Origin of the sequence: Enterobacter sp. Lyrl_3 (genome assembly GCF_051948675.1) — a bacterium.
Lineage (GTDB): Bacteria > Pseudomonadota > Gammaproteobacteria > Enterobacterales > Enterobacteriaceae > Enterobacter > Enterobacter cloacae.
Genome location: NZ_JAYJLI010000002.1, coordinates 504,086 through 529,178, shown reverse-complemented (window position 1 = coordinate 529,178; position 25,093 = coordinate 504,086). Strand labels below are relative to the sequence as shown.

Here is a 25,093-nt window from a genome sequence, read left to right as displayed (position 1 = left end):
GGGGAGAGGGGACTGTTCTGTGCTGTCTTTTATCCCTCGCCCCTATGGGGTGAGGGGACAGCTTAAGTTGCCCTCTTCACACTGCATCAGCGAGGCCAGAAACGCCTCGCGTTCCACGGTTTTCTCCGTCAGGCACTGACTCATGATCATAGGCTGCACGCTGCCTCCCTCGGTACCAGAACCGATAAAATTGCAATCCGCATCGCGCAGGGCGATCCACGCCTGCTGCGCCTTTTTCAGCAGGTCACGCTGTGGGGCCGCCGCACGCTTAATGGCGGACTGATAAGTCTGGTTGAGCTTTTTATCAGCGGCCTGGTACTGCTGCGCGCTACAGGTGTTCAGTTCAAGCTGCGTAGTGGCGTTGTCGCACTCGTCGGCCAGCGCGCTGGCGCTCAGCAGCAGGGCGGCGCCTGCGAGAAATACTCTTTTCATCATCCCCTCCGTGTAAAAAAGCCGGATGCGCTGTGCTTATCCGGCCTAAGGTGAAGTTGTAGCCCCGGTTAGCGTAGCGTCAGCGGGGAGAGTGTACACGATTACCCGATTGTCATCAGGCTGGCGTTACCGCCCGCTGCCGCGGTGTTGACGCTGAGCGAACGCTCCACGTACAGGCGCTCCAGCAGCAGGTTGGTTTCACCGCGGGCGAAGCCCTGCACCGAAACAATCGCCCCGCTGCGGGCCGCAACCTGCTCGCACAGTTCGCGCAGCTGATCGGAATCACCGTGGTAGATAACCGCGTCAAACGGCTGCGCAAGCAGGGCATCAGGCTTCGCAAAGTGAATGCGGGCAGACACCGCTTTCGGCAGTTGCTTCGCCAGATCGCGGTGCAGACCGTCTTCCGGCCACAGCACTTCACAGCCCGTTGCCATCGCGGCGGCCAGCTGAACCAGCGCATCCTGTTCGTTATCCGCCACGCACAGCACGCGTTCACGCGGCATCAGCGTCCAGGTGTTGCGTTCGCCGGTAGGACCCGGCAGCAGACGCTGCGTGCCAGCCTGCGCCAGCTCGCCGTACTGCTGTGCGACAGCGCGCAGCTCAGGACGTTTTTCCGCCCAGCTGATGAGTGCTTCCAGCGGCTGCGTCAGCACGGTTTTCAACTGGACATCCACCGGATAGTCCGCGTCCTGGCGTGCCAGCGTCACGCCCAGCGCGCGCTCAGGACGGTTCGCCAGCAGACGGTACAGATAGAGCGGGCCACCCGCTTTAGGACCGGTGCCGGAGAGCCCCTCGCCGCCGAACGGCTGCACGCCCACGACCGCGCCAACCATGTTGCGGTTGACGTACAGGTTGCCCACTTTGGCGCTGCCGGTGACCTGGGCGATGGTTTCGTCGATACGGGTATGCACGCCGAGCGTCAGGCCATAGCCGGAGGCGTTGATCTGCTCAATCAATGCATTCAGGTTGTTACGGTTGTAACGCACCACGTGCAGGACCGGGCCGAAGACCTCTTTTTTCAGCTCGTCGAAGCTTGCCAGCTCGATAAGCGTAGGCGGCACAAAGGTGCCGGTCTGCCACTCGCGGGCATCTTCGCTGTTCTCGCGCACGGCCTGGAACACCGGACGACCTTTGGCACGCATGGCCTGAATGTGGTTTTCAATATTCGCTTTGGCTTCCGCGTCGATCACCGGCCCGATATCGGTGGTGAGGCGGCCCGGGTTGCCCATGCGGCACTCGGCCATGGCACCACGCAGCATCTTCAGCGTGTGGTCGGCCACGTCGTCCTGCAGGCACAACACGCGCAGGGCGGAGCAGCGCTGACCCGCGCTGTCAAAGGCGGAGGCCAGCACGTCTACCACTACCTGCTCGGTGAGAGCAGAGGAGTCGACAATCATGGCGTTCATGCCGCCGGTTTCCGCGATGAGCGGTGTTGGGCGGCCCTGGGCATCCAGACGGGTGGCAATGTTACGCTGCAGCAGGGAGGCCACTTCGGTCGAGCCGGTAAACATCACGCCGCGCACGCGGTTATCCGCAGTGAGCTTCGCACCCACTGTTTCACCCCGCCCAGGCAGCAGCTGCACCACGCCCGCCGGTACGCCCGCTTCCAGCAGGATGTTAATCCCCTGAGCGGCAATCAGCGGGGTTTGCTCCGCCGGTTTGGCTAGCACGCTGTTGCCTGCGGCAAGCGCGGCGGCAATCTGGCCGGTGAAGATCGCCAGCGGGAAGTTCCACGGGCTGATACAGACCACAGGACCAAGCGGGCGGTGCGTTTCGTTATCGAAATCATCGCGTACCTGGCCTGCGTAGTAGTGCAGGAAGTCGACGGCTTCACGGACTTCGGCGATGGCGTTGCTGAAGGTTTTCCCCGCTTCGCGCACCAGGATACCAATGAGCGACTGCATCTGATCTTCCATCAGCACCGCGGCGCGTTCCAGAATGGCGGCACGTTCTTGCGGCGGGGTGGCGAACCAGATTGGCGCGTTGTTTACCGCGCTTTCCAGCGCCTGCTCCACTTCCGCTTCCGTGGCTTCACGCACGTAGCCGACAATATCTTTTGGCTCTGCCGGGTTGATCACCGGCTGCATCTCGCCGTCTGCGACCGGCTGTTCCAGCATCGGTTTGGCCTGCCATTTCTGCAGCGCGCTGTTGAGCAGGGCAGAAGAGAGGGACGCCAGACGGTGTTCGTTGGCGAGATCCAGACCCGCCGAGTTGATGCGGCCTTTGCCGTACAGCTCGCGCGGCAGGGCAATCTTCGGATGCGGCAGACCAATCTGGCCTTCCTGAGCCGCCATTTTCTCAACGGCCTGCACCGGATCGGCAACCAGTTCGTCCAGCGGCAGGGTGGTATCGGCAATGCGGTTAACGAAGGAGGTGTTCGCCCCGTTCTCCAGCAGACGACGCACCAGGTACGCCAGCAGGGTTTCATGAGTACCGACCGGAGCATAAATACGGCACGGACGGTTCAGCTTGCCCTCTGCCACTTTACCGGTGACCTGCTCGTACAGCGGTTCACCCATGCCGTGCAGGCACTGGAATTCGTACTGGCCCGGATAGTAGTTCTGCCCGGCCAGGGTATAGATCGCCGCCAGGGTATGAGCATTGTGGGTAGCGAACTGCGGGTAGATCAGGTTTGGTACGCCGAGCAGTTTTTTCGCACAGGCGAGGTAAGAGACGTCGGTGTAAACCTTGCGGGTGTAAACCGGGTAGCCTTCCAGACCTTCCATCTGGGCGCGTTTGATCTCGCTGTCCCAGTAAGCGCCTTTTACCAGTCGGATCATCAGGCGACGACGGCTGCGGCTGGCCAGATCAATCAGGTAATCAATAACGAACGGGCAGCGTTTCTGGTAGGCCTGAATAACAAAGCCAATTCCGTTCCAGCCTGCCAGTTCCGGCTCAAAGCACAGTTTTTCCAGCAGATCGAGCGAGATCTCCAGACGGTCTGCCTCTTCGGCGTCGATGTTGATGCCAATGTCATACTGGCGCGCCAGCAGGGTCAGGGATTTCAGGCGCGGGTAGAGCTCTTCCATCACCCGGTCGTACTGCGCGCGGCTGTAGCGCGGGTGCAGGGCGGAGAGCTTGATTGAGATGCCCGGACCTTCATAAATACCGCGACCGTTGGACGCTTTACCGATGGCGTGGATCGCCTGCTGGTAAGAGACCATGTAGGCCTGCGCGTCGGCAGCGGTCAGGGCCGCTTCACCCAGCATGTCGTAAGAGTAGCGGAACCCTTTATCTTCCAGCTTGCGGGCGTTGGCCAGCGCTTCGGCGATGGTTTCACCGGTAACAAACTGCTCGCCCATCAGGCGCATCGCCATATCCACGCCTTTGCGGATCAGCGGCTCGCCGCTCTTGCCGATAATACGGTTCAGGGAGCGGGAGAGGTTCGCTTCGTTGTGGGTCGAGACCAGCTTGCCGGTAAAAAGCAGGCCCCAGGTGGCGGCATTAACGAACAGCGACGGGCTGCGGCCAATGTGTGACTGCCAGTTGCCGTTGCTGATTTTGTCGCGGATCAGCGCATCGCGGGTGGCTTTGTCAGGGATACGCAGCAGTGCTTCTGCCAGACACATCAGCGCCACGCCTTCCTGGGAGGAGAGAGAAAACTCCTGTAGCAGGCTCTGCACCATACCGGCACGGCCGCTGGCGGTTTTCTGGTTACGCAGTTTGTCGGCCAGCTGATACGCCAGGCTGTGCGCCTGCGCGGCGACGGCTTCAGGCAGGCGAGCCTGCTCCAGCAGCATTGGCACGGCGTCCGTTTCAGCACGGCGGTACGCACCGGTAATGGCGGCCCGGCTGACTGACTGCGGCAGGATCTGCTCCGCGAACTCCAGGAACGGCTGATGATTCTCGTCGCCAGCAACCGGCGCGTCTTCGCTCTCATTGGCGGCACCTGCCAGCAGGGCGGGCAGCTCGGGCAGACCTTCGTCGCTCTCAAGCCGTTCGAGATAGTTAAAAATTGCCTGCTTGATTAGCCAGTGCGGCGTGCGGTCAATGCGGGTTGCTGCGGTCTTAATCCGTTCGCGGGTTGCGTCATCCAGCTTAACCCCCATGGTGGTCATGCCCATGCCAAAACTCCTGTTGTTCTTTGATCGTGTTCGGTGGTTAGCCTGAAATATCCACCATGTTGCAACTTTGTGCAACCGTGTTAAATGTGACCCGGCTAGCAAGCTGAAAAATGAATGGATTGTTAACGGATAGTTAGCTGGTAAAAAGCGCTGGCTTCTGCATACGAAGCCTGTTTTTATGCGGTACTTAACACTTTTAAAAGGTGCAACCCGTATAAATGTGAGCGAGTGCAACCTATAGGAAAGACATATAAAACCGGGGATGAATTTGATGTAAATGCAGTGTTAAATCGTTTGTGTGCGAGCACTGCTTACGGCAGGATACGCGCGGCCAACAGAAACACAGATACCCATCACCCCGTTCCGGTGATGACATAACAAGGCAACCCGGACGGTTGTCGCTCGACTTTTGGAGAATTTGAATGGCAATGAGCACACCGATGCTGGTGACATTTCTCGTTTATATTTTTGGCATGATCCTGATAGGGTTTTTGGCATGGCGTTCTACAAAGAACTTTGACGACTACATTCTGGGTGGCCGCAGTTTAGGCCCAATGGTGACTGCGCTTTCTGCGGGGGCATCGGACATGAGTGGCTGGCTGCTGATGGGGCTGCCGGGTGCGATTTTCATCTCCGGCATCTCTGAAAGCTGGATCGCCATTGGCCTGACTCTCGGGGCGTGGATTAACTGGAAGCTGGTAGCAGGCCGTCTGCGCGTGCATACCGAAGTGAACAACAACGCCCTGACGCTGCCGGATTATTTCACCGGCCGTTTCGAAGATAACAGCCGCATTCTGCGCATTATCTCGGCGGTGGTGATCCTGCTGTTCTTCACTATCTATTGTGCCTCCGGCATTGTGGCCGGTGCGCGTCTGTTCGAAAGCACCTTCGGCATGAGCTACGAAACCGCCCTGTGGGCCGGTGCGGCGGCTACCATCCTCTACACCTTCGTGGGTGGGTTCCTGGCGGTAAGCTGGACCGACACCGTGCAGGCGAGCCTGATGATTTTCGCCCTGATCCTGACCCCGGTGATTGTGATCTTCACCGTTGGTGGTTTTGGCGAGTCGCTGGAAGTGATCAAGCAGAAGAGCATTGAAAACGTCGATATGCTCAAAGGGCTGAACTTTGTCGCCATCGTCTCCCTGATGGGCTGGGGTCTGGGCTATTTCGGTCAGCCGCATATCCTGGCGCGCTTTATGGCGGCCGACTCTCACCACACCATCGTTCATGCGCGTCGCATCAGTATGACGTGGATGATCCTCTGCCTGGCAGGGGCGTGCGCGGTGGGCTTCTTTGGCATTGCATACTTCAACAACAACCCGGCGCAGGCGGGAGCGGTAAACCAGAACGCCGAGCGTGTGTTTATCGAGCTGGCGCAGGTGCTGTTTAACCCATGGATTGCCGGTATTCTGCTCTCCGCTATTCTGGCGGCGGTGATGTCCACCCTGAGCTGCCAGCTGCTGGTCTGCTCCAGTGCGATCACCGAAGACCTCTACAAGGCATTCCTGCGTAAAGGCGCAAGCCAGAAAGAGCTGGTGTGGGTAGGGCGCTTCATGGTGCTGGTGGTGGCGCTGGTGGCCATTGCGCTGGCGTCGAACCCGGAAAACCGCGTGCTGGGTCTGGTGAGCTACGCGTGGGCGGGCTTTGGTGCGGCGTTTGGTCCGGTGGTGCTGTTCTCCGTGATGTGGTCGCGTATGACCCGTAACGGCGCGCTGGCGGGGATGATTATCGGTGCGGTCACGGTTATCGTCTGGAAACAGTTCGCGTGGCTGGGTCTGTACGAAATTATCCCGGGCTTCATCTTCGGCAGTCTCGGTATTGTGGTCTTTAGCCTGCTGGGTAAAGCGCCGTCTGCCTCCATGCAGAAACGCTTTGCGGAAGCGGATGCCCATTACCACACTGCGCCGCCGACGAAGCTCCAGGCTGAGTAATTTTTCTTCCTGCACACTGTAAGCCGGGTGAGCGTCAGCACCACCCGGCTTTTTTCTTGCCAAAATCCGTAATTTACGGTGATATCGCTGCACTTATAACAATGAGGATAGCGAAGCATGACAATCAAAACAGGGTTACTGGCAGTGGCATTACTGATGCTGGCTGGCTGTACGGCACCGTCGCAGCATACGGCGACTGACACCTGCAAAGTGGATAACCAGATGCAGCAGACCACGCTCTATTTCGGCTTAAATCGTCCGGCCGGGGCGCAGATCACCCCCGACGAGTGGCAGCAGTTTGTTGACCGGGACGTGACGCCGCGTTTTCGTGATGGCTTAACGGTGTTTGATGCGCGCGGACAGTGGCTGGGCAACGACGGTAAAGTGGCGCGTGAGCCGAGCAAGGCGTTGATGCTGATCCACGGAAAAGATGCGCAGAGCGAGAAGAACATTGAGGCGTTACGCGGTATCTATAAATCCCGCTTTGCGCAGGAGTCGGTGATGCGGGTCGATCAGCCGGTGTGTGTGCAGTTTTAAAGAAAACGGCGGGATAACCCGCCGTTGTTGCATCGTAGGCCGGGATCGCTGCGCGCCACCCGGCATCACAGCACCAGGCCCGCAAAGCTCGCCGACAGCAAACTCACCAGCGTCGCGCCATACACCAGACGCAGACCAAACCGCGACACCACGTTGCCCTGCTGCTCGTTCAGGCCCTTGATTGCGCCTGCGACAATACCGATGGAGGCGAAGTTGGCGAACGACACCAGGAACACGGATAAAATCCCCAGCCCGCGCGGTGACATCTGATGCGCAATTTTTTGCAGCTCAATCATCGCCACAAATTCATTCGCTACCAGCTTAGTTGCCATAATACTGCCGGCATTTAAGGCATCGCTCAGCGGAATACCCACCAGCCACGCCAGCGGATAAAACACATAGCCGAGGATCTGCTGAAAGCTCATGCCAAATACGCTGGAGAAGAGGGCGTTAATGGCGCCAATAAGCGCAATAAAGCCAATCAGCATCGCCAGAATAATCATCGCCACTTTAAAACCGGCCAGAATATACTCGCCCAGCATTTCGAAGAAGCTCTGGGACTCATGCAGTTTTTCGAGCTTAATATCCGGCTCCGCTTCCGGGCGAACCGGGTTGATGACGGAGAGAATAATAAAGGTGCTGAACATGTTCAGAATGAGCGCCGCCACCACAAATTTAGCGTCGAGCATGGTCATATAGGCACCGACAATCGACAGGGAGACGGTCGACATGGCTGTGGCCGCCATGGTGAACAGACGACGTGACGAGAGATCGCCCAGTACGCCCTTGTAGGCAATAAAGTTTTCAGACTGTCCGAGGATCAGCGAACTCACCGCGTTAAAGGATTCCAGCTTGCCCATGCCGTTCAGTTTTGACAGCAGCGTGCCAATCAGCCGAATAAAAATCGGCAGAATGCGCCAGTGCTGAAGAATACCAATGAGTGCGGAGATAAAAATAATCGGGCAAAGCACGCCGAGGAAAATGAACGCCAGCCCTTTTTCACCCATTCCGCCAAAGACGAAATTGGTCCCTTCGCCGGCAAATTTCAACAATGATTCAAAGAAACCGGAGATGTATTTAATCAGGAATAACCCGCTTTCGGCGTGCAGGAAAAAGAACGCCAGCGCAATTTCAATAACGATCAGCTGTAAAACAAAGCGAATGCGAATTTTTCGGCGGTCAAAACTTACCAGCCAGGCAAGCGCAAGAATAATCACCAGCGCCAGCAGGAAATGGACAATCTTAAACATGGTTTATTTTCGGTTAGTTTGCGAGGCGGATATTTAGCCACAGCGCTGATTAACCGTAAATGGGCATTTTCGTTATACCTTATAAACCGGAACGTCACGAGCGCAACTATTACCCCGCGATGCGTTTACAACTCGTCATCAAAAACCACACATTTCGCTTGTTTTTCTTATCGCCGTAATGATAATCACTATCACAAGAATTTACCTTTCTTTGCATCAGTTGACCGCGATAAACATTTAAGGTGTCGGCATGTTTGTTCCATTTCTCATTATGTTACGCGAAGGCCTCGAAGCGGCCCTCATTGTTAGCCTCATCGCCAGTTATCTGAAGCGAACCCAGCGCGGTCGCTGGATTGGGGTGATGTGGATAGGGGTTTTCCTCGCCGCTGCGCTCTGTCTGGGCCTGGGCATTCTGATCAATGAAACCACCGGTGAATTCCCGCAGAAAGAGCAGGAGCTGTTCGAAGGTATCGTTGCCGTGATAGCGGTGGTGATCCTCACCTGGATGGTGTTCTGGATGCGTAAAGTCTCGCGTAACGTGAAGGTGCAGCTGGAGCAGGCGGTAGATAATGCCCTGCAGAAGGGAAATCATCACGGCTGGGCGCTGATCATGATGGTCTTTTTCGCCGTGGCGCGTGAAGGTCTGGAATCCGTTTTCTTCCTGCTGGCTGCCTTTCAGCAGGATGTGGGGATCTGGCCACCACTGGGGGCGATGCTGGGGCTGGCAACGGCCGTGGTGCTGGGTTTCCTGCTCTACTGGGGCGGCATTCGCCTGAACCTGGGGGCCTTCTTTAAATGGACCAGCCTGTTCATTTTGCTGGTGGCCGCAGGGCTGGCGGCAGGGGCGATTCGCGCTTTCCATGAGGCGGGTCTGTGGAACCACTTCCAGGATGTGGCGTTCGATCTTAGCAATGTTCTTTCTACCCATTCACTGACCGGCACGCTGCTCGAAGGGATCTTCGGCTATCAGGAAACGCCAAGCGTCAGTGAAGTGGCGATGTACTTTATCTATCTTATTCCGGCGCTGGCGCTGTTCTTTATGCCATCGCGCCCCAGCGCTCAGCCGTCGCGTACTGCGCCCTGATGTGCTTACTGTAGTTACAACATACTTTTAAAAGGGAAGGGTCATGGCAATTCAATTTCGTCGTAGTGCGTTACAGGTTGGTGTGGCAGCGCTTGTTGCTTCTGCCTTCGCCGCTCAGGCTGCTGATATTCCACAGGTCAAGGTGACGGTGAATGATAAGCAGTGTGAGCCGATGACCATTACGGTCAACAGCGGTAAGACACAATTTATTATTCAGAACCACAGCCAGAAAGCGCTGGAGTGGGAAATTCTCAAAGGCGTGATGGTCGTGGAAGAGCGCGAAAATATCGCGCCGGGCTTTAGCCAGAAAATGACGGCTAACCTGCAGCCGGGTGAATATGACATGACCTGCGGTCTGCTGACCAACCCGAAAGGTAAGCTCATCGTTAAGGGGAATGCCACAGCGGATGCCGCGAAAGGCACGGCCCTGCTGAGCCTGGGCGATGCCATCACCGCTTATAAAGCGTATGTCATCAAAGAGACGGCAGACCTGGCAGCGGGAACCAAAGCCTTTACGGATGCGGTGAAAGCGGGCGATATCGAAAAAGCGAAATCCCTGTATGCGCCCACCCGTCAGCACTACGAGCGCATTGAGCCGATTGCGGAGCTGTTCTCCGATCTTGATGGCAGCATTGATGCCCGTGAAGACGATTACGAGCAGAAAGCGGCCGATCCAAAATTCACCGGCTTCCACCGTCTGGAGAAAGCTCTGTTTGGCGATAACTCCACCAAAGGGATGGAGAAGTATGCCGATCAGCTCAACAGCGACGTGCTGGAGCTGCAAAAGCGCATCAGCGAGCTGGCCTTCCCGCCATCTAAAGTGGTGGGCGGTGCGGCCGGACTGATTGAAGAAGTGGCCGCCAGCAAAATCAGCGGTGAAGAAGATCGCTACAGCCACACTGATCTGTGGGATTTCCAGGCGAACGTCGATGGCGCACAGAAAATTGTTAACCTGCTGCGCCCACAGCTGCAGAAAGAGAACAGCGAGCTGCTGGCAAAAGTGGATGCCAACTTTAAGAAAGTCGACACCATTCTGGCGAAGTACCGCACCAAAGACGGGTTTGAAACCTACGACAAACTGACCGACGCCGACCGTAACGCGCTGAAAGGCCCGATTACCACCCTGGCGGAAGATCTCTCCCTGCTGCGTGGCGTACTGGGTCTGGACTAAGCACGATGAACAAGCATGACGAATACGACGTGGCAGAACCGTCACGTCGTCGGTTGTTGAAAGGGGTAGGGGCGCTGGGGGGCGCATTTGCCCTGGCCGGAGGGTGTCCGGTGGCGCATGCGGTAAAACCGCAAAGTGCGCCCGGTACGCTGTCACCGGATGCCCGTATGGAGACGCAGCCTTTCTATGGCGAACATCAGGCGGGCATTCTGACACCACAGCAGGCCTCCATGATGCTGGTGGCCTTTGATTCGCTGGCAAGTGATAAAGCTGACCTGGAGCGCCTGTTTCGCCTGCTCACCACCCGCATCGCGTTTTTGACTGCAGGGGGACCGGCGCCAGAAACGCCAAATCCACGACTGCCGCCAATGGACTCGGGGATCTTAGGGTCGTTCATCGCCCCGGATAATCTGACCATTACGGTGTCGCTGGGCGAATCGCTGTTTGATGAACGTTACGGGCTGGCAAAACAGAAGCCGAAAGCGCTGCAAAAAATGACGCGTTTCCCGAATGACTCGCTGGATGCTGCTCTCTGCCACGGCGATCTGCTCCTGCAGATTTGCGCTAACACGCAGGACACGGTGATCCACGCTCTGCGGGATATCATCAAACACACGCCTGATCTGTTGAGCGTGCGCTGGAAGCGGGAAGGGTTTATCTCTGACCATGCTGCCCGCAGCAAAGGCAAAGAGACGCCGGTGAACCTGCTGGGCTTTAAGGATGGCACCGCCAACCCGGACAGCAGCAACGGCGCGCTAATGAAAGAGGTCGTCTGGGTCACAGCCGATCAGGGTGAGCCTGCCTGGGCCGTCGGCGGGAGCTATCAGGCGGTGCGGGTGATTCAGTTCCATGTGGAATTCTGGGATCGCACGCCGCTTAAAGAGCAGCAGACGATCTTTGGCCGTGACAAGCAGAGCGGGGCGCCACTTGGCATGAAGCACGAGCATGATGTGCCGGATTACGCCAGCGATCCTAATGGCGATACCATTGCGCTGGACAGCCATATCCGGCTGGCGAATCCGCGCACCAAAGAGACGCAGTCAAGCCTGATGATGCGCCGGGGCTATAGCTACTCGCTGGGGGTGACCAACTCCGGTCAGCTGGATATGGGGCTGCTGTTTGTCTGCTATCAGCACGATCTGGAGAAGGGTTTCCTCACCGTGCAGAAGCGGTTAAACGGTGAAGCGCTGGAAGAGTACGTTAAACCTATCGGCGGCGGCTATTTCTTCGCGCTGCCCGGCGTGCGCGATTCGAACGCATGGCTCGCGCAAGGGCTGATAGAAGCCTGATAATTGTCCCTGCGATAGTTCGCGGGGACATTATTTTTTCATATGACTATCCCTCTGTTATATTTCTGTAATATTCCTGTATGAGACTGTTTTCAACTGCAGGAGCAGTCTTAAAAGTTGCGTTCAGGTAAAATAAATGTTGCATTTATGATAATCCCTGATGTACTTAAGATAAGACAGCGGTAGTTCCCGGCAGTGATGCTGAATCACTATGGAGATCGCGAATGGTATCGTCCTGTACTGGACAAGGTAAACACAACAACCGCAGTACCCGGCGCGGAGGCTCAGACTCCGGCAGCGATTTCCTCACCACTAAATTTTCCCCTTCTATTCAGAAACCAGATTCTACCGACGTGCAGAATGGTGCGCGTAGCTATTCTGTATCGTCATCCGGCAAGGCAAGCAATGGCTTACAAGGAAGCCAACCCTCTGATGTTCGTGCGCATAATCGTGCCGAAACTGGCGCGTGTGATGAATACCAACAACTCAAGGTGCTATCCATGGGAAGACAAAAAGCAGTGATCAAAGCTCGTCGCGAAGCAAAACGTGTGCTGAGACGGGATTCACGTAGTCATAAACAGCGTGAAGAAGAATCGGTCACCTCGCTTGTGCAGATGAGTGGCGTAGAAGCAATTGGCATGGCGCGGGACAGCCGTGATAATTCCCCAATTGTGGCGCGCAATGAGGCTCAGGCGCACTACCTGAATGCTATCGAGAGTAAACAGCTCATCTTTGCAACCGGTGAAGCCGGATGCGGGAAAACCTGGATCAGTGCAGCCAAAGCAGCGGAGGCCCTGATCCACAAGGACGTGGAGAGAATTATTGTTACCCGTCCGGTACTGCAAGCTGATGAAGATCTCGGCTTCTTGCCCGGTGACATATCGGAGAAGTTTGCCCCTTACTTCAGGCCCGTTTATGACGTGCTGGTGAAGCGACTGGGTGCATCCTTTATGCAGTACTGCCTGCGACCAGAGATTGGCAAGGTGGAAATCGCGCCGTTCGCCTATATGCGCGGACGTACATTTGAAAATGCGGTCGTCATTCTTGACGAGGCTCAGAACGTGACCGCTGCGCAAATGAAGATGTTCTTAACGCGCCTCGGGGAGAACGTGACGGTTATCGTCAATGGCGATATTACCCAGTGCGACCTGCCATCCGGCGTGAAATCCGGCTTGAGCGACGCCATGTCACGTTTTGAGGAAGACGACATGATTGGGGTAGTACGCTTTACCAAAGAAGATTGTGTGCGGTCGGCGCTGTGCCAGCGCACGCTGGAAGTCTATTCCGACTGACGGTAAAACATCGCCGTTTTACCGCTCACCTGTCATCCCTTCCCGGCGTAATGCCGGGAAGCTTCTTTTATTTCTTCTCACGACTCGCGTCTGGTTGTCTTTTAAAAGATTGCCTGTCTTGCGGAATTCATCATGTCGGTTATTCATTTTTGACGCTGGTTTTTTTATCACGCTCAGCGAAATGTGATGTGTATTTATAATATCCACAAAGTACCCATGAATATCATGATCGCGCTAATTGTTCGCTCAAATTTAAACGTGAATGTTGTCACATAATGTTACTAAGATGTGAAAATTAAGTTGGTGTATTGTGTCTAATTCTCTATGTTTCGTACTGATTCAAACAACATTCTAACAAGAAAATCCCATGGGGAACCGTTTCCCTGGAACATCACGTTGAGGGTCATACATGAACGAACTGGTTGGTGCAATTAACGGTGTTATCTGGAGCCCGGCGTTAATATTTTTATGTCTGGGTGTCGGCCTCTATTTCTCATTACGTAGTCGTTTTTTGCAGTTACGTCATATAAAACATATGATTACCTTGATGTTCCAGGGGCGTCCTACCGATGCTGGCGTATCGTCGTTCCAGGCACTGACGATGACGCTGGCAGGGCGTGTAGGGACCGGGAACATTGCTGGCGTCGCCACCGCTATTACCTTCGGTGGACCGGGCGCACTTTTCTGGATGTGGATTGTGGCGTTTTTGGGGGCCAGCTCTGCGTTTGTGGAATCTACGTTGGGCCAGGTTTATAAAGAAAAAATCAACGGTGAATATCGTGGCGGTCCTGCCTTTTATATTGAAAAAGGATTAGGCGTTAAATGGTATGCATGGTTATTTGCCGTCGTCACCATTTTCTCCTGCGGTTTATTACTGCCAGGGGTACAAGCAAACTCGATTGGTGCTAGCCTGGATATTGCATTTGGGCTTGATCCAAATGTCACGGCGGCATTACTTGCCGTACTGTTAAGTTTTATTATTTTCGGTGGTGTGAAAAGGATCGCCAGTTTTAGCAGTATGGTCGTTCCGTTTATGGCGCTCGGCTATATTATTGTGGCTTGCGTTATTATCGCCATTAATATTACTGAGCTTCCTGGTGTGATTCTGTTGATCTGGAAAAGCGCTTTTGGTCTGGAAGCTGGTTTTGGTGCCATTCTTGGTCAGGCTATCATGTGGGGCGTTAAGCGCGGGGTCTATTCCAACGAGGCGGCGCAAGGTACCGGGCCGCATGCGTCATCTGCGGCGGCAGTGAGCCATCCGGTGAAGCAGGGGCTGGTTCAGGCTTTCTCGGTCTATATCGACACGCTGTTTGTCTGCTCGGCGACCGGGTTTATGCTGTTGATCACCGGTCTGTATAACGTCCAGGGCATTGACGGTGCTGCACTCTATACCGGTATTTCCGGCGTGGCAGCAGGGCCTGGCTATGTGCAGACGGCAATGGAAAGTATGATGCCAGGCTTTGGTAATTACTTTGTTGCTGTTGCGCTGTTCTTCTTTGCCTTCACAACCATTATTGCTTACTACTATATTGCTGAAACTAATATCGCCTTCATCAACCGCAAAATTCACCGTCCATGGCTGACATTCGTTCTCAAATTATGCCTGATGGCTTCAACGGTATATGGCACAGTCCGTACGGCGGATCTGGCATGGGGGCTGGGGGATATTGGGGTAGGGCTGATGGCATGGCTTAACATTATTGCCATTGTGCTTTTACATAAAAAAGCGTTTGCCAGCCTTAAGGATTATGAAATTCAGAATGCGCAGGGGGTGGATCCGCACTTTGACCCGATTCGACTGGGGATTAAAAACGCGGATTACTGGCTGGAAGAGCGTAAAGATGAACCTGCTGCGAATCCAGAACAGACGACTTCTGTCGTGAGAGAGCAGAACGCAGGGAAACTGAACAATTAATCGTGGTAGCCCGTATTGCTATACGGGCTCAGACAGCTGGCAATGTGCGCTTTGTGGGTTTCGCCCGGCGGCGCTACGCTTGCACGGGCCTACGAGGCTTGTCGGCGGGATAAGGCGACTATAAAAGAAAAAAGCCCGTACTTTCGTACGAGCTCTTGTCTTGAATATGGCGGTGAGGGGGGGATTGACTCGCTTCGCTCGCCCTTCGGGCAGCCTGTTCGCTGCGCTCGCAGTCTGTCCAACTGGCTGTCGCCAGTTGTCGAACCCCGGTCGGGGATTCTCATCCCCCCGCAAGCGAGCAACATGCGAAAAAAAAGCCCGCATTTTCATGCGAGCTCTTCTTTAAATATGGCGGTGAGGGGGGGATTCGAACCCCCGATACGTTGCCGTATACACACTTTCCAGGCGTGCTCCTTCAGCCACTCGGACACCTCACCATATTGTTTTGCTGCCTGACCGCTTGGGGGGCAACGGGGCGCTACTATAGGGAGTTGCGCTAAAACGGTCAAGCAGATTTTCAGCTTTAGTGCGTGTTCGGTTAAGCCTTAATCAGCTTTGGTCACAGCACGGGCACTTAACGCTGTGAATCGAGCGCTTCGCTGTTTTTAACCACTTCCTGTGCCTTGCCGTAGCTCTCGATCAGCAGCTGGTACGCCGGGAAAATGTGCGTGTAGACTTCTGCCCACTCGGCCGCATCTTCACGGTTCCATGTCCGCTGGATCTCAGAGGCAACAGCCGCCGTATCCATTGGCACTACGCCCGCCTGCACCACACGGGCCAGGGTGATCTCCTGCGCCATTTTGCTGTAAGTACCGGACGCATCAATCACCGCAAAGACTTTATAGCCATCCGCCACTGCGCTAATCGACGGAAATGCCATGCAGACGCTGGTGATGGTACCGGCGATAATCAACGTCTTACGTCCGGTGGCTTTAACCGCGGCCACAAATTCCGGGTTATCCCAGGCGTTGATCTCCCCTTTACGTGCCACATACTGTGCATGCGGCGCGTTGGCATGAATTTCCGGGATGAGCGGACCGTTCGGGCCCTGCGGGACGGAAGCGGTGGTGATCACCGGGATGTTCGCAAGCGTCGCGATTTTCGCCAGAGCCGCCGCACGGGCACGCAGCTCTGGCATCGGCATATCGCCGACGGTCTGGAACAGGCCACTCTGGTGGTCGATAAGCAACATCACCGCATCGTTCACATCAATGACCGGACGTGCTCCATTAAAGTTGGCAGGTGTAGACATGTTCATCTCCTTTATTACGGTTAGATCTGGCCGAAACGGCCGGAGTTGAAATCACGAATGGCTTCATTGATTTCGGTTTTACTGTTCATCACGAACGGGCCGTAGCCCACAATCGGTTCATTCAGCGGCGCACCGGCCATCAGCAGTACTTTGGCATCGCTGCTGGCTTCCAGGTGTAACCTGTCACCTTCCTGACTCATGACCACCAGTTGTGCTTCTCCCGCGTGAGCCGTACCGTTCACCGTGACATGGCCTTCCAGCACCACCAGCGCCGTGCTCCAGCCCTCTGGCTGACTGAACGTGACGTGGCTGCCCTGGTTGAGGGCAATGTCCCACACGTTCAGCGGTGAGAAGGTATGCGCCGGGCCGCTAACATCGTCGTAGTGACCAGCGATAACCCGCAGCGAGCCGCTGTTGTCGGGCAGCGTCACCACCGGGATATCGGCTTTGGTAATGCTCTGATAGCCCGGCGTGGCCATTTTGTCTTTCGCCGGCAGGTTGACCCAAAGCTGCATCATCTTGAGTTCTCCGCCTTTGTGCGCGAACGCGCTGGAGTGGAACTCTTCATGCAGAATGCCTGCACCGGCTGTCATCCACTGCACGTCGCCTGGACCAATGACGCCGCCTCTGCCGGTGGAGTCGCGATGCTCCACTTCGCCGGAATAGACGATGGTGACCGTTTCAAAACCACGATGCGGATGCTCGCCCACCCCGCGTTTTGTGCCGTCCGCCGGGAAGGTATGCGGGCCTGCGTAGTCCAGCAGTAAGAACGGGCTCAGCGACTCGCCGTGTGTCTGATAAGAAAACATCGAACGCACCGGGAAACCATTGCCAACCCAGTGTTGACGGGGGGCGGTATAGACGCCTGTTACGTTTTTCATGATGAACTCCTGATGTTCTGTTGATGTAATTAGCTTATATTCAGAGTTAATGTTTCGGTAGAGAGTGAAAATGGCATTCACTGTTCTGAAAATAGAACGATGAGGATTTATGCAGGATCTCAATGACTTTGTGTGGTTTGTGAAAGTGGTCGACTACGGTGGTTTTGCTGCAGCAGGGCGGGCACTCGATCTGCCTAAGTCGAGGCTGAGCCGCCGTATTGCGCAGCTTGAAGAGCGGCTCGGCGTGCGGTTAATTCAACGTACAACGCGACAATTTACGGTAACGGAGGTCGGGCAGACGTTCTATCAACACTGCAAAGCCATGATGGTTGAAGCGGAAGCGGCGGAAGAAGCCGTGGCCGCGCTGCAGGCGGAACCGCGCGGTATCGTCAGGCTCACCTGTCCTGTCACGTTGTTGCATGTGCATGTCGGCCCGATGCTGGCGCGCTTTATGGTGCGCTATCCCGGGATCAACCTTCAGCTGGAAGCAACGAACCGGCGGGTGGATCTGGTGGGGGAGGGTGTAGATGTGGCGATCCGCGTGCGTCCCCGTCCGTTTGATGACAGCGATCTGGTATTACGGGTGCTTGCCGACCGGGGACATTGCCTGGTCGCGGGCCCGGCCTTGATTGAACGCCTGGGAAAACCGTCGATGCCGTCAGAACTCAGCGCCTGGCCAGGGTTGAGTATGGGCGAGGGTAAGCATATCCATAAATGGCAATTATGCGGCCCGGAAGGCGCGAAAGCAGAAATCCATTTTTCCCCGCGCCTGATTACCACCGACATGCTGGCGCTGCGTGAAGCGGCCATGGCGGGGATCGGTGTGGTGCAACTGCCGATATTGATGGTGAAAGATCAACTGGCATCAGGAGAGCTGATTCGGGTGCTGGAGGCGTGGGAGCCAAAAAGAGAAGTGATTCATGCGGTTTATCCATCAAGACGCGGATTACTGCCGTCCGTCAGGGCGCTGGTGGATTTTCTTACAGAAGAGTATGCACGGATGGTTGAAGAGTAGCTTTTTGTAGGTCGGGTAAGCGCAGCGCCACCCGACATGAAGAGCGTAGGGGGCTCAAGGTTCTCATCCCCCTCAAGCGAGCAACATGCGAAAAAAAAGCCCGCATTTTCATGCGAGCTCTTCTTTAAATATGGCGGTGAGGGGGGGATTCGAACCCCCGATACGTTGCCGTATACACACTTTCCAGGCGTGCTCCTTCAGCCACTCGGACACCTCACCATATTGTCATCCCGTTGTTGTCGGGACGGGCGCTAATGTAAGGAAAAGCCGAACAGCCGTCAACACACTTTTTCAGTAAATTAGCGCATTTAGACAAACTTCAAACAACATGATTCTTAAATGTGCTGAAAGCGCCTTTTTTATCGGCAACGCGGTCCGGCGATAAATTTGTTATGCTGGCAATCCAGTTGAAAATGAAAATAAAACAGCGCAAAAAAGGCAGGAATGAGTATGGATATTATCTTCTATCACCCCACTTTTGATACGGCTTACTGGATTAAGGCACTTTCGGCAGCGTTACCGGGGGCGCGCGTGCGTGAATGGAAGCGCGGTGATAACGAACATGCAGACTACGCGCTGGTGTGGCATCCCCCGGTCGAGATGCTCCAGGGGCGCAAGCTGAAGGCCGTTTTTGCCCTCGGCGCCGGTGTGGATTCCATTCTGAGCAAACTGAAAGCGCACCCTGAAATGCTGCCGGAGGAAATCCCCCTGTTCCGCCTGGAAGATACCGGCATGGGCCAGCAAATGCAGGAATATGCCGTGAGTCAGGTGCTGCACTGGTTCCGACGTTTTGACGATTACCAGGCCTTAAAACTGCATTCCCGTTGGGAGCCGCTGCCAGAATATCAACGTGAAGAGTTTACCATCGGTATTCTCGGGGCGGGCGTGCTCGGCTCAAAAGTGGCCGAAGCGCTGGCACCGTGGGGCTTCCCGCTGCGCTGCTGGAGCCGCAGCCGCAAGAACTATCCTGGCGTTGAGAGTTTTGCCGGAACAGATGAACTCCCGGCGTTTCTGAAGGGGACGCGCGTACTGATCAATCTGCTGCCGAATACGGCGGAAACGGTCGGCATTATTAATAGCGCGCTTATGAATCAGCTGGCGGATCAGAGTTACGTGATGAATCTGGCGCGCGGGGTTCATCTGGTGGAAGCCGATCTCCTCAAAGCTCTTGATGGTGGCAAGGTGAAAGGCGCGATGCTGGATGTGTACAGCCGCGAGCCGTTGCCGGCAGAGAGCCCGCTGTGGGCACATCCGCGCGTGGCGATGACCCCACACGTCGCCGCCGTGACGCGTCCGGCAGAGGCGGTGGCCTATATTACGCACACCATCAGTGAGATAGAGCAGGGCAACGCGGTGACCGGGCAGGTCGACAGAACGCGCGGCTACTGAGTGAAACCCGGCGTTAGCCGGGTTTTTGCTAATAATCGCAGCAGATAACTGCTATCCTTTGGAAAAACCGCAGAGGAGAGAGAGATGTATCCCGTTGACCTGCATATGCACACCGTCGCCAGCACCCACGCGTATAGCAACCTCCATGATTACATTGCACAAGCGAAGCTCAAGGGCATCAGGCTTTTTGCGATCACCGATCATGGCCCGGATATGGCGGATGCGCCGCACTACTGGCATTTTGTGAATATGCGGATCTGGCCACGCCTGGTGGACGGTATTGGGATACTGCGTGGCATTGAGGCGAACATTAAAAATACCGACGGTGAGATCGACTGCACCGGCCCGATGCTGACATCTCTTGACCTTATTCTCGCCGGTTTCCATGAACCTGTCTTTGCGCCTCAGGATAAAGAGACCAACACCGCGGCGATGATTGCCACCATTGCCAGCGGCAACGTGCATATTATTAGCCACCCCGGCAACCCGAAGTACCCAATCGATATTCAGGCTGTCGCGCAGGCGGCAGCGAAGCATCACGTGGCGCTGGAGATTAACAACTCCTCCTTCGTGCACTCGCGTAAGGGCAGTGAAGCGAACTGCCGCGAAGTGGCGGCCGCAGTGCGTGATGCCGGAGGCATGGTGGCGCTGGGTTCAGATTCCCATACTGCGTTCACACTGGGTGATTTCAGCGAGTGCCTGAAAGTGCTGAATGATGTTAACTTCCCGGAAGCGCAAATCCTGAACGTGACCCCTCGTCGCATGCTCGATTTCCTTGAGTCGCGCGGAATGGAACCGATTGCCGAATTTGCCGATCTTTAATTGTGTAATGGAATAAAAAAATGAATGAGTTTTCCATCCTTTGCCGCGTGCTGGGCACGCTGTACTACCGCCAGCCTCAAGACCCGCTGCTGGTCCCGCTCTTTACATTAATTCGTGAAGGGAAACTGGCGCAGAACTGGCCGCTGGAACAGGATGATTTACTGGAGCGCCTGCAGAAAAGCTGCGACATGCAGCAAATCTCCACAGATTACAACGCGCTGTTTGTGGGGGAAGAGTGCCGTGTTTCACCTTACCGCTCTGCCTGGCAGGAAGGGGCAACGGAAGCGGAAGTGCGCGCTTTTCTTTCAGAGCGCGGCATGCCGCTGACCGACACGCCTGCCGATCATATCGGTACGCTGCTGCTGGCCGCATCCTGGATTGAGGACCACGCCGGTGACGATGAGAACGAAGCCATCGAAACCTTGTTCGAAATGTACCTGCTGCCGTGGGTCGGGACATTCCTTGGGAAAGTTGAAGCGCATGCCACCTCGCCATTCTGGAGAACGCTGGCTCCCCTGACGCGTGACGCCATCGCTGCAATGTGGGATGAGCTGGAAGAAGAGAATGAAGAGTGATCATGATCACATTAGTTCTGCAACGCAACGCATCATCTTGCATATAATGTGCTTCTGATCTCATTTCCATGGCGCGCTTCTGCTAAGATGCGCGCCATGAACATATTACTTTGTATCGCACTCACAACAGGTATCCTCTCCGGGCTTTGGGGATGGGTAGCCGTCTCTCTCGGACTGCTCAGCTGGGCTGGATTTCTCGGCTGCACGGCCTACTTCGCCTGCCCGCAGGGTGGGATCAAAGGGCTTTTTATCTCAGGCTGCACTCTGATGAGCGGCGTTATCTGGGCGCTGGTTATCATGAAGGGCAGTGCGCTCGCTCCGCATCTGGAGATCCTCGGCTATATCATGACGGGTGTGGTCGCCTTTTTGATGTGCGTTCAGGCAAAGCATCTGTTGCTGTCGTTTGTACCCGGCACGTTTATGGGGGCGTGTGCCACCTTTGCGGGGCAGGGTGACTGGAAGCTGGTGGTCCCCTCGCTGGCGCTGGGGTTGCTGTTTGGCTATGCCATGAAGAACAGTGGTCTATGGCTGGCGGCACGACGAGAAAAAGCGCAAAACGTGCCAGCGGTGAGTGAATAAAAAAAGGCGAGATAACTATCTCGCCTTTTTTATGCGCGTCCTGTCAGGATTCCGGAGGAACCGACATATCGCGGTATTTCACCAGTACCGGGTTTTGCACGTCTGCTTTGTTTTGCAGATCCCACAGCCCGCGGTCGATACCATCATTTATCAGGAAGATAACTCCGGTTTCAATGGCTGACATCAGGCACATCATCACCGGCTCGTTAGAGGTATAACCGATTTCACCCTCCAGCAGACGCTGATAGTCAATGAAGCGGAACACCCCGGCCTGCACTTCATAAGAGAGTATGGTTTTGCTGGTGGTTACCGAAGAGAGCACTTCCCCGGTACTGACGTTAACGACACGCAGGTTAACGGCAATTTGGTCGAGCTGATACTGCGTATCTGCACCGATACCGAAATAACGTGCGCCAGCACCGCCAGATTTCACGTTACTTTCGTAACCGATAATCGACCCTTCAATCATAACATTCGCCGCAGCCAGAGATTGCAGCGGCATGCGGTTATTATCTGCAACGGTACCATTCTCCTGCGCCGCACGAATAATTTTTCGTTCATTTAACAGGTTTTGCAACCCCTGACGTTCCAGTGGAATAAACCAGCGCGAATCTTTCAGCGCGGTCACCAGCATGGCGGTGGCGCTTTGCGGTACGGCCGTAGAGAAGTTACTTGCCGGGTAAGGTTTAAATTGCCCGGTTTCATCCTGAATGTTGTAGACGGAGACAAATATTTTACCTGTCGGGGCAGGCAAATGGGTTAAATCACGATAACTTTGAGCCCGAGGCATTAATGTCGGTTTTGCAGCTTCTTTAGGTGGAGCAGTTAAACAACCGCTCAATAAGCACACTGCAACAAGTATCAGGAAGCGCTGCATGATCGTTGTCCTTATTTTGGGGTTGTTCAAAAGTCAGTCGAGTTATTTTGTAAACCGGAAACCTGAATGGTTGAGGTTTTTCCGGTTTTACGATCGGTAACGTTCAACTGGAGCTGCCCGTCCCTGTTGGCGATATCGACAATGAAGTCATTGGTCACCATGCGGCCGGGTTTGCCGGTGTTGATATTGGTCAGCAAACCGCCCAAAATTTGTGACTGGATCGCCTGGGTGAAGTTATCCAGTGCAGATGGCGTATCCACGCTAAAATCCTTGAAGCTGGGATCTTTATAAGAATTTTGCGCCTGGGCTTCATTCAACATGAACGCCCCATTATTTGGGTTACCACCAAAGTTGGGATTACGGAACTGGAATGTCATATTCCCGGCCCAGCTTAATGGGGTGATGAGCATTATCGAAACAACTGCATATGCAATACGCATGACAGCCTCCGGATATAGGTTCGCTAGAACTCGTCTTTTGCTAAATCTCTTGTGCTTAATAGCACTTTGTCTATTTGCATGCGATTAATAGCGTCTTCTGATTGCGCCAGCGCCAAGGCTACGTTTTTATCGAAGTCTATTTTGGTGGGAAATAAAAATGTTTGATAAATAACGAACTGATTAGCCGTTATTGTTATCCAACTTCCCCATCGTGCACTGGGCCGCTCGTTGATTGTTATATTTCCAGGATACGTACTGTCCCATTTATCACTGAAGGCACGATAAAAATTGTGTCCGACAGAAGAGACGGTATGGTCCGTTAACAATCCGGGAACTTCGACCTCGACGGCCTTCAGGTTCCCGGCAGCGAGCAGAAAGCCCGCTGCGGCAATCCAACTCATGGTGCGTTTCATGTGATTAACGCCTGAGGTTATCGTTTGCCCATGAAACCGCCTGAGTTCGGTTTTTAACAGCTATCTTCTTGAAAAGATTATAAAGGTGCGTCTTTACCGTATTTTCGCTGATAAATAACGAACGGGCGATTTCAATATTTGAAGCACCAATGCGCAATTTGTTCAGGATCTCTTTCTCGCGGTGCGTTAGCAGTGCTGACTCTGAACTGTTGTAGCGGTAATTTCCGGAGTGCGTGATAAGGTAGCTGGCCAGCTTTTGCGAAAAATAACACTCTCCTCGCAAGATACCTTGCAGGCCTTCTACCACCCGATTCTCTTCTTCAGTGACGTAGAACACGCCATTGATATGCGGCCAACTTTCAATGTCCCGGAAAGGATACTCGTCAGGCGTATTCAATAATAACACGCGGATGTTATTGTTTTTCCTGCTCAAAGTATCTTGCCAGTAATGGATGAGCTTTTTATCCGCTTCCATCATATCGAAAAGAATAATGCAGCCAGGTGCAATATCATCGAAAGAACGTTGAATATTATGCAATTTCCCGTTCAGTGATAAAGATTGCTTTAAATGTTGTAATAAAGCGGTCGCCTGCAAAGAAGGTTTTGTGATCAACAGTAATGTATGACCATGTAAACTATGGACTTCATTATACATGATGAAACCCCACTTTTTTATGACACCTGGCAGTTGTCCTCCTGCGAAAAGAGGACACCAGAAGTACTGACAGATGTTGCGCTGCTGTGTGTAGAATCAAACCATAACCTCCACAAGGGAGGAAAATATAAAACGAATTTCGTACATCTAATTTCAATCTAGCTTTTACGAAGTTTAAAGCAAGTGTTAAACGTGTAACAAGATGTAAAAATCAATATTAATTTGTGAAATTACACCTTCTTAAACGCCTTTAATTGATGAGAAAGTTGTACAGATAAATAACGCTGCATAGATTTTAAAAATCATACAAATATTTATATGTGACTGATTTTAATGTTTTTATGCTATTCTTTTTCAGAAATTTTAAAGTATGAGTTTCAAAAAAAATCTAAGCTACGGAATGAATGCCGCTTCGCCTTAAGAAATCGCGTCTTGTGTCACACGTTAACGTTAATGTCATCCTGTCGTTACGTTTAACCCTTCCTCTCTCGCGTCGGAACAGCCGCTGCGATGTTTCACCCATTTGCGATGGATAAGGCTTTATAAAAATTAAATGGCTTCGCTTATCACTATTTTTGTTCAGGAATTAATACTTTGAGGTGACCTGTAAAATAAAAATAAGCCGCGCGGGTGAGATATTTAACGTGTTTCGGCAGACATACTCTTCACCGTAACGACGCGTTAACAAAATATGCGTTGTTCTAACCTGAAGTCTTTTAAAACAGCCAGGTCCAGGGTGGCAACATGAAAAACACATCGTTATTTATGATGTTTACATTACTGGGAGCGCCTGGGGTTGTCACCGCGGCGAATTCAGATTTGGCTACCTCTGAATATAACTTTGCGGTAAATGAATTAAGCCGTACATCATTAAATCAGGCAGCCATTATTGGTCAACAGGGTGTACTTAATGACGCTCAGGTGCGCCAGGACGGTTCAAAATTATTGTCCATCGTTTCCCAGGATGGGTCAGGTAACAGGGCGCGGGTTGATCAATCAGGGACTTATAATATTGCGTATATTGCTCAGAGCGGCTTTGCGAATGATGCAGATATTACGCAGGACGGATTTGGTAATAGTGCGAAAATTATCCAGAAAGGGTCGGGTAATAGGGCAAGCATCACGCAGTACGGTACACAGAAAAACGCAGTTGTAGTGCAAAAACAGTCGCAAATGGCAATTCGCGTTATTCAACGTTAGTTATTCGCGGCGACTTTAATCAATCCGATG

Annotated in this window: 22 protein-coding genes, 2 tRNA genes and 1 other RNA gene; 13 read left to right on the top strand and 12 right to left on the bottom strand. The window is 54.0% G+C overall.

Annotated features, from left to right (window positions below; genetic code table 11):
• Positions 1–42: 42 nt before the first annotated feature.
• On the bottom strand, positions 43–432 hold the full coding sequence (locus tag VF709_RS07770; protein ID WP_114519054.1) for a lysozyme inhibitor LprI family protein: 390 nt from the start codon (positions 430–432) through the stop codon (positions 43–45).
• 101 nt (positions 433–533) lie between these two features.
• Positions 534–4,496, bottom strand: coding sequence for a trifunctional transcriptional regulator/proline dehydrogenase/L-glutamate gamma-semialdehyde dehydrogenase (gene putA / locus VF709_RS07765; RefSeq protein ID WP_040023863.1), 3,963 nt, complete (start codon positions 4,494–4,496; stop codon positions 534–536).
• A 422-nt stretch (positions 4,497–4,918) separates the two neighbouring features.
• On the opposite strand from putA, the gene putP reads away from it, so the two are divergent.
• Together putP and VF709_RS07755 are read left to right on the top strand one after the other, a co-directional pair.
• Complete coding sequence (putP, locus tag VF709_RS07760) at positions 4,919–6,427, top strand: sodium/proline symporter PutP (protein ID WP_029882760.1); 1,509 nt, start codon at positions 4,919–4,921, stop codon at positions 6,425–6,427.
• A gap of 117 nt (positions 6,428–6,544) precedes the next feature.
• Positions 6,545–6,964, top strand: coding sequence for a DUF3574 domain-containing protein (locus VF709_RS07755; RefSeq protein ID WP_440231227.1), 420 nt, complete (start codon positions 6,545–6,547; stop codon positions 6,962–6,964).
• A gap of 65 nt (positions 6,965–7,029) precedes the next feature.
• Here VF709_RS07755 and VF709_RS07750 read toward each other — a convergent pair whose 3' ends face one another.
• On the bottom strand, positions 7,030–8,214 hold the full coding sequence (locus tag VF709_RS07750) for a NupC/NupG family nucleoside CNT transporter (RefSeq protein ID WP_149897011.1): 1,185 nt from the start codon (positions 8,212–8,214) through the stop codon (positions 7,030–7,032).
• Positions 8,215–8,464: 250 nt separating this feature from the next.
• Between VF709_RS07750 and efeU the strand changes: the two genes are divergently transcribed.
• The 5 genes from efeU (at position 8,465) to VF709_RS07725 (ending at position 14,965) form a co-directional block, all read left to right on the top strand.
• Complete coding sequence (efeU, locus tag VF709_RS07745; protein ID WP_013097186.1) at positions 8,465–9,298, top strand: iron uptake transporter permease EfeU; 834 nt, start codon at positions 8,465–8,467, stop codon at positions 9,296–9,298.
• A 43-nt stretch (positions 9,299–9,341) separates the two neighbouring features.
• Complete coding sequence (gene efeO / locus VF709_RS07740; protein ID WP_094915606.1) at positions 9,342–10,469, top strand: iron uptake system protein EfeO; 1,128 nt, start codon at positions 9,342–9,344, stop codon at positions 10,467–10,469.
• Positions 10,470–10,474: 5 nt separating this feature from the next.
• Positions 10,475–11,758: an iron uptake transporter deferrochelatase/peroxidase subunit gene (gene efeB / locus VF709_RS07735; RefSeq protein ID WP_038419084.1), complete on the top strand. Its 1,284-nt coding sequence runs from the start codon at positions 10,475–10,477 to the stop codon at positions 11,756–11,758.
• A 500-nt stretch (positions 11,759–12,258) separates the two neighbouring features.
• A complete protein-coding gene (gene phoH / locus VF709_RS07730) occupies positions 12,259–13,050 on the top strand; it encodes a phosphate starvation-inducible protein PhoH (protein ID WP_013097183.1) in 792 nt (263 codons plus the stop codon).
• A gap of 409 nt (positions 13,051–13,459) precedes the next feature.
• Complete coding sequence (locus VF709_RS07725) at positions 13,460–14,965, top strand: alanine/glycine:cation symporter family protein (RefSeq protein WP_038419085.1); 1,506 nt, start codon at positions 13,460–13,462, stop codon at positions 14,963–14,965.
• Between the two features lie 167 nt (positions 14,966–15,132).
• On the opposite strand, the gene VF709_RS07720 is transcribed toward VF709_RS07725, so the two are convergent.
• From VF709_RS07720 to VF709_RS07705, 4 genes are all read right to left on the bottom strand, one after another.
• Positions 15,133–15,270: non-coding RNA, RtT sRNA (locus VF709_RS07720), on the bottom strand.
• 44 nt (positions 15,271–15,314) lie between these two features.
• A tRNA-Ser gene (locus VF709_RS07715) sits at positions 15,315–15,402 on the bottom strand.
• Positions 15,403–15,539: 137 nt separating this feature from the next.
• Entirely contained in the window at positions 15,540–16,217 is a 678-nt protein-coding gene (locus VF709_RS07710; protein WP_020689641.1) for an isochorismatase family protein, read from the bottom strand.
• Between the two features lie 20 nt (positions 16,218–16,237).
• Complete coding sequence (locus VF709_RS07705; protein WP_149897010.1) at positions 16,238–17,098, bottom strand: pirin family protein; 861 nt, start codon at positions 17,096–17,098, stop codon at positions 16,238–16,240.
• Positions 17,099–17,207: 109 nt separating this feature from the next.
• Between VF709_RS07705 and VF709_RS07700 the strand changes: the two genes are divergently transcribed.
• Complete coding sequence (locus VF709_RS07700) at positions 17,208–18,113, top strand: LysR family transcriptional regulator (protein ID WP_029881942.1); 906 nt, start codon at positions 17,208–17,210, stop codon at positions 18,111–18,113.
• A 131-nt stretch (positions 18,114–18,244) separates the two neighbouring features.
• On the opposite strand, the gene VF709_RS07695 is transcribed toward VF709_RS07700, so the two are convergent.
• A tRNA-Ser gene (locus VF709_RS07695) sits at positions 18,245–18,332 on the bottom strand.
• Positions 18,333–18,563: 231 nt separating this feature from the next.
• Between VF709_RS07695 and ghrA the strand changes: the two genes are divergently transcribed.
• The 4 genes from ghrA (at position 18,564) to VF709_RS07675 (ending at position 21,478) form a co-directional block, all read left to right on the top strand.
• Positions 18,564–19,502, top strand: a complete 939-nt coding sequence (ghrA, locus tag VF709_RS07690) for a glyoxylate/hydroxypyruvate reductase GhrA (protein WP_149897008.1) — start codon at positions 18,564–18,566, stop codon at positions 19,500–19,502.
• Between the two features lie 84 nt (positions 19,503–19,586).
• Complete coding sequence (locus VF709_RS07685) at positions 19,587–20,324, top strand: phosphatase (RefSeq protein ID WP_040019375.1); 738 nt, start codon at positions 19,587–19,589, stop codon at positions 20,322–20,324.
• Between the two features lie 20 nt (positions 20,325–20,344).
• Positions 20,345–20,899 carry a TorD/DmsD family molecular chaperone gene (locus VF709_RS07680; RefSeq protein WP_013097176.1) on the top strand — a complete coding sequence of 185 codons (555 nt, stop codon included), beginning with the start codon at positions 20,345–20,347 and terminating at the stop codon, positions 20,897–20,899.
• A 96-nt stretch (positions 20,900–20,995) separates the two neighbouring features.
• Positions 20,996–21,478, top strand: a complete 483-nt coding sequence (locus VF709_RS07675; RefSeq protein ID WP_072200468.1) for a DUF1097 domain-containing protein — start codon at positions 20,996–20,998, stop codon at positions 21,476–21,478.
• Between the two features lie 43 nt (positions 21,479–21,521).
• On the opposite strand, the gene csgG is transcribed toward VF709_RS07675, so the two are convergent.
• The 4 genes from csgG to csgD are packed head-to-tail and all read right to left on the bottom strand — an operon-like array spanning position 21,522 to position 23,863.
• Positions 21,522–22,355, bottom strand: a complete 834-nt coding sequence (gene csgG, locus VF709_RS07670) for a curli production assembly/transport protein CsgG (RefSeq protein ID WP_028027948.1) — start codon at positions 22,353–22,355, stop codon at positions 21,522–21,524.
• A 26-nt stretch (positions 22,356–22,381) separates the two neighbouring features.
• Positions 22,382–22,795, bottom strand: coding sequence for a curli production assembly/transport protein CsgF (csgF, locus tag VF709_RS07665; RefSeq protein WP_013097173.1), 414 nt, complete (start codon positions 22,793–22,795; stop codon positions 22,382–22,384).
• Positions 22,796–22,818: 23 nt separating this feature from the next.
• Entirely contained in the window at positions 22,819–23,208 is a 390-nt protein-coding gene (gene csgE / locus VF709_RS07660) for a curli production assembly/transport protein CsgE (RefSeq protein ID WP_440231221.1), read from the bottom strand.
• A gap of 4 nt (positions 23,209–23,212) precedes the next feature.
• Positions 23,213–23,863 (bottom strand): biofilm master transcriptional regulator CsgD, encoded by a 651-nt coding sequence (gene csgD, locus VF709_RS07655; protein ID WP_023620195.1) that lies wholly within the window; start codon positions 23,861–23,863, stop codon positions 23,213–23,215.
• A 744-nt stretch (positions 23,864–24,607) separates the two neighbouring features.
• Here csgD and csgB point away from each other — a divergent pair.
• A complete protein-coding gene (csgB, locus tag VF709_RS07650; RefSeq protein WP_013097170.1) occupies positions 24,608–25,063 on the top strand; it encodes a curli minor subunit CsgB in 456 nt (151 codons plus the stop codon).
• Positions 25,064–25,093: the final 30 nt, after the last annotated feature.

Bases quoted from the DNA above. Each gene is read 5' to 3' on its own strand.
- VF709_RS07770 (WP_114519054.1), bottom strand. From the start codon at position 432: ATGAAAAGAGTATTTCTCGCAGGCGCCGCCCTGCTGCTGAGCGCCAGC.
- VF709_RS07700 (WP_029881942.1), top strand. From the start codon at position 17,208: ATGCAGGATCTCAATGACTTTGTGTGGTTTGTGAAAGTGGTCGACTAC.
- VF709_RS07675 (WP_072200468.1), top strand. From the start codon at position 20,996: ATGAACATATTACTTTGTATCGCACTCACAACAGGTATCCTCTCCGGG.
- csgB (WP_013097170.1), top strand. From the start codon at position 24,608: ATGAAAAACACATCGTTATTTATGATGTTTACATTACTGGGAGCGCCT.
- efeU (WP_013097186.1), top strand. From the start codon at position 8,465: ATGTTTGTTCCATTTCTCATTATGTTACGCGAAGGCCTCGAAGCGGCC.
- VF709_RS07755 (WP_440231227.1), top strand. From the start codon at position 6,545: ATGACAATCAAAACAGGGTTACTGGCAGTGGCATTACTGATGCTGGCT.
- VF709_RS07750 (WP_149897011.1), bottom strand. From the start codon at position 8,214: ATGTTTAAGATTGTCCATTTCCTGCTGGCGCTGGTGATTATTCTTGCG.
- VF709_RS07705 (WP_149897010.1), bottom strand. From the start codon at position 17,098: ATGAAAAACGTAACAGGCGTCTATACCGCCCCCCGTCAACACTGGGTT.
- VF709_RS07725 (WP_038419085.1), top strand. From the start codon at position 13,460: ATGAACGAACTGGTTGGTGCAATTAACGGTGTTATCTGGAGCCCGGCG.
- csgF (WP_013097173.1), bottom strand. From the start codon at position 22,795: ATGCGTATTGCATATGCAGTTGTTTCGATAATGCTCATCACCCCATTA.
- efeB (WP_038419084.1), top strand. From the start codon at position 10,475: ATGAACAAGCATGACGAATACGACGTGGCAGAACCGTCACGTCGTCGG.
- csgD (WP_023620195.1), bottom strand. From the start codon at position 23,863: ATGTATAATGAAGTCCATAGTTTACATGGTCATACATTACTGTTGATC.
- efeO (WP_094915606.1), top strand. From the start codon at position 9,342: ATGGCAATTCAATTTCGTCGTAGTGCGTTACAGGTTGGTGTGGCAGCG.
- putA (WP_040023863.1), bottom strand. From the start codon at position 4,496: ATGGGCATGACCACCATGGGGGTTAAGCTGGATGACGCAACCCGCGAA.
- csgG (WP_028027948.1), bottom strand. From the start codon at position 22,355: ATGCAGCGCTTCCTGATACTTGTTGCAGTGTGCTTATTGAGCGGTTGT.
- VF709_RS07680 (WP_013097176.1), top strand. From the start codon at position 20,345: ATGAATGAGTTTTCCATCCTTTGCCGCGTGCTGGGCACGCTGTACTAC.
- ghrA (WP_149897008.1), top strand. From the start codon at position 18,564: ATGGATATTATCTTCTATCACCCCACTTTTGATACGGCTTACTGGATT.
- putP (WP_029882760.1), top strand. From the start codon at position 4,919: ATGGCAATGAGCACACCGATGCTGGTGACATTTCTCGTTTATATTTTT.
- csgE (WP_440231221.1), bottom strand. From the start codon at position 23,208: ATGAAACGCACCATGAGTTGGATTGCCGCAGCGGGCTTTCTGCTCGCT.
- phoH (WP_013097183.1), top strand. From the start codon at position 12,259: ATGGGAAGACAAAAAGCAGTGATCAAAGCTCGTCGCGAAGCAAAACGT.
- VF709_RS07710 (WP_020689641.1), bottom strand. From the start codon at position 16,217: ATGTCTACACCTGCCAACTTTAATGGAGCACGTCCGGTCATTGATGTG.
- VF709_RS07685 (WP_040019375.1), top strand. From the start codon at position 19,587: ATGTATCCCGTTGACCTGCATATGCACACCGTCGCCAGCACCCACGCG.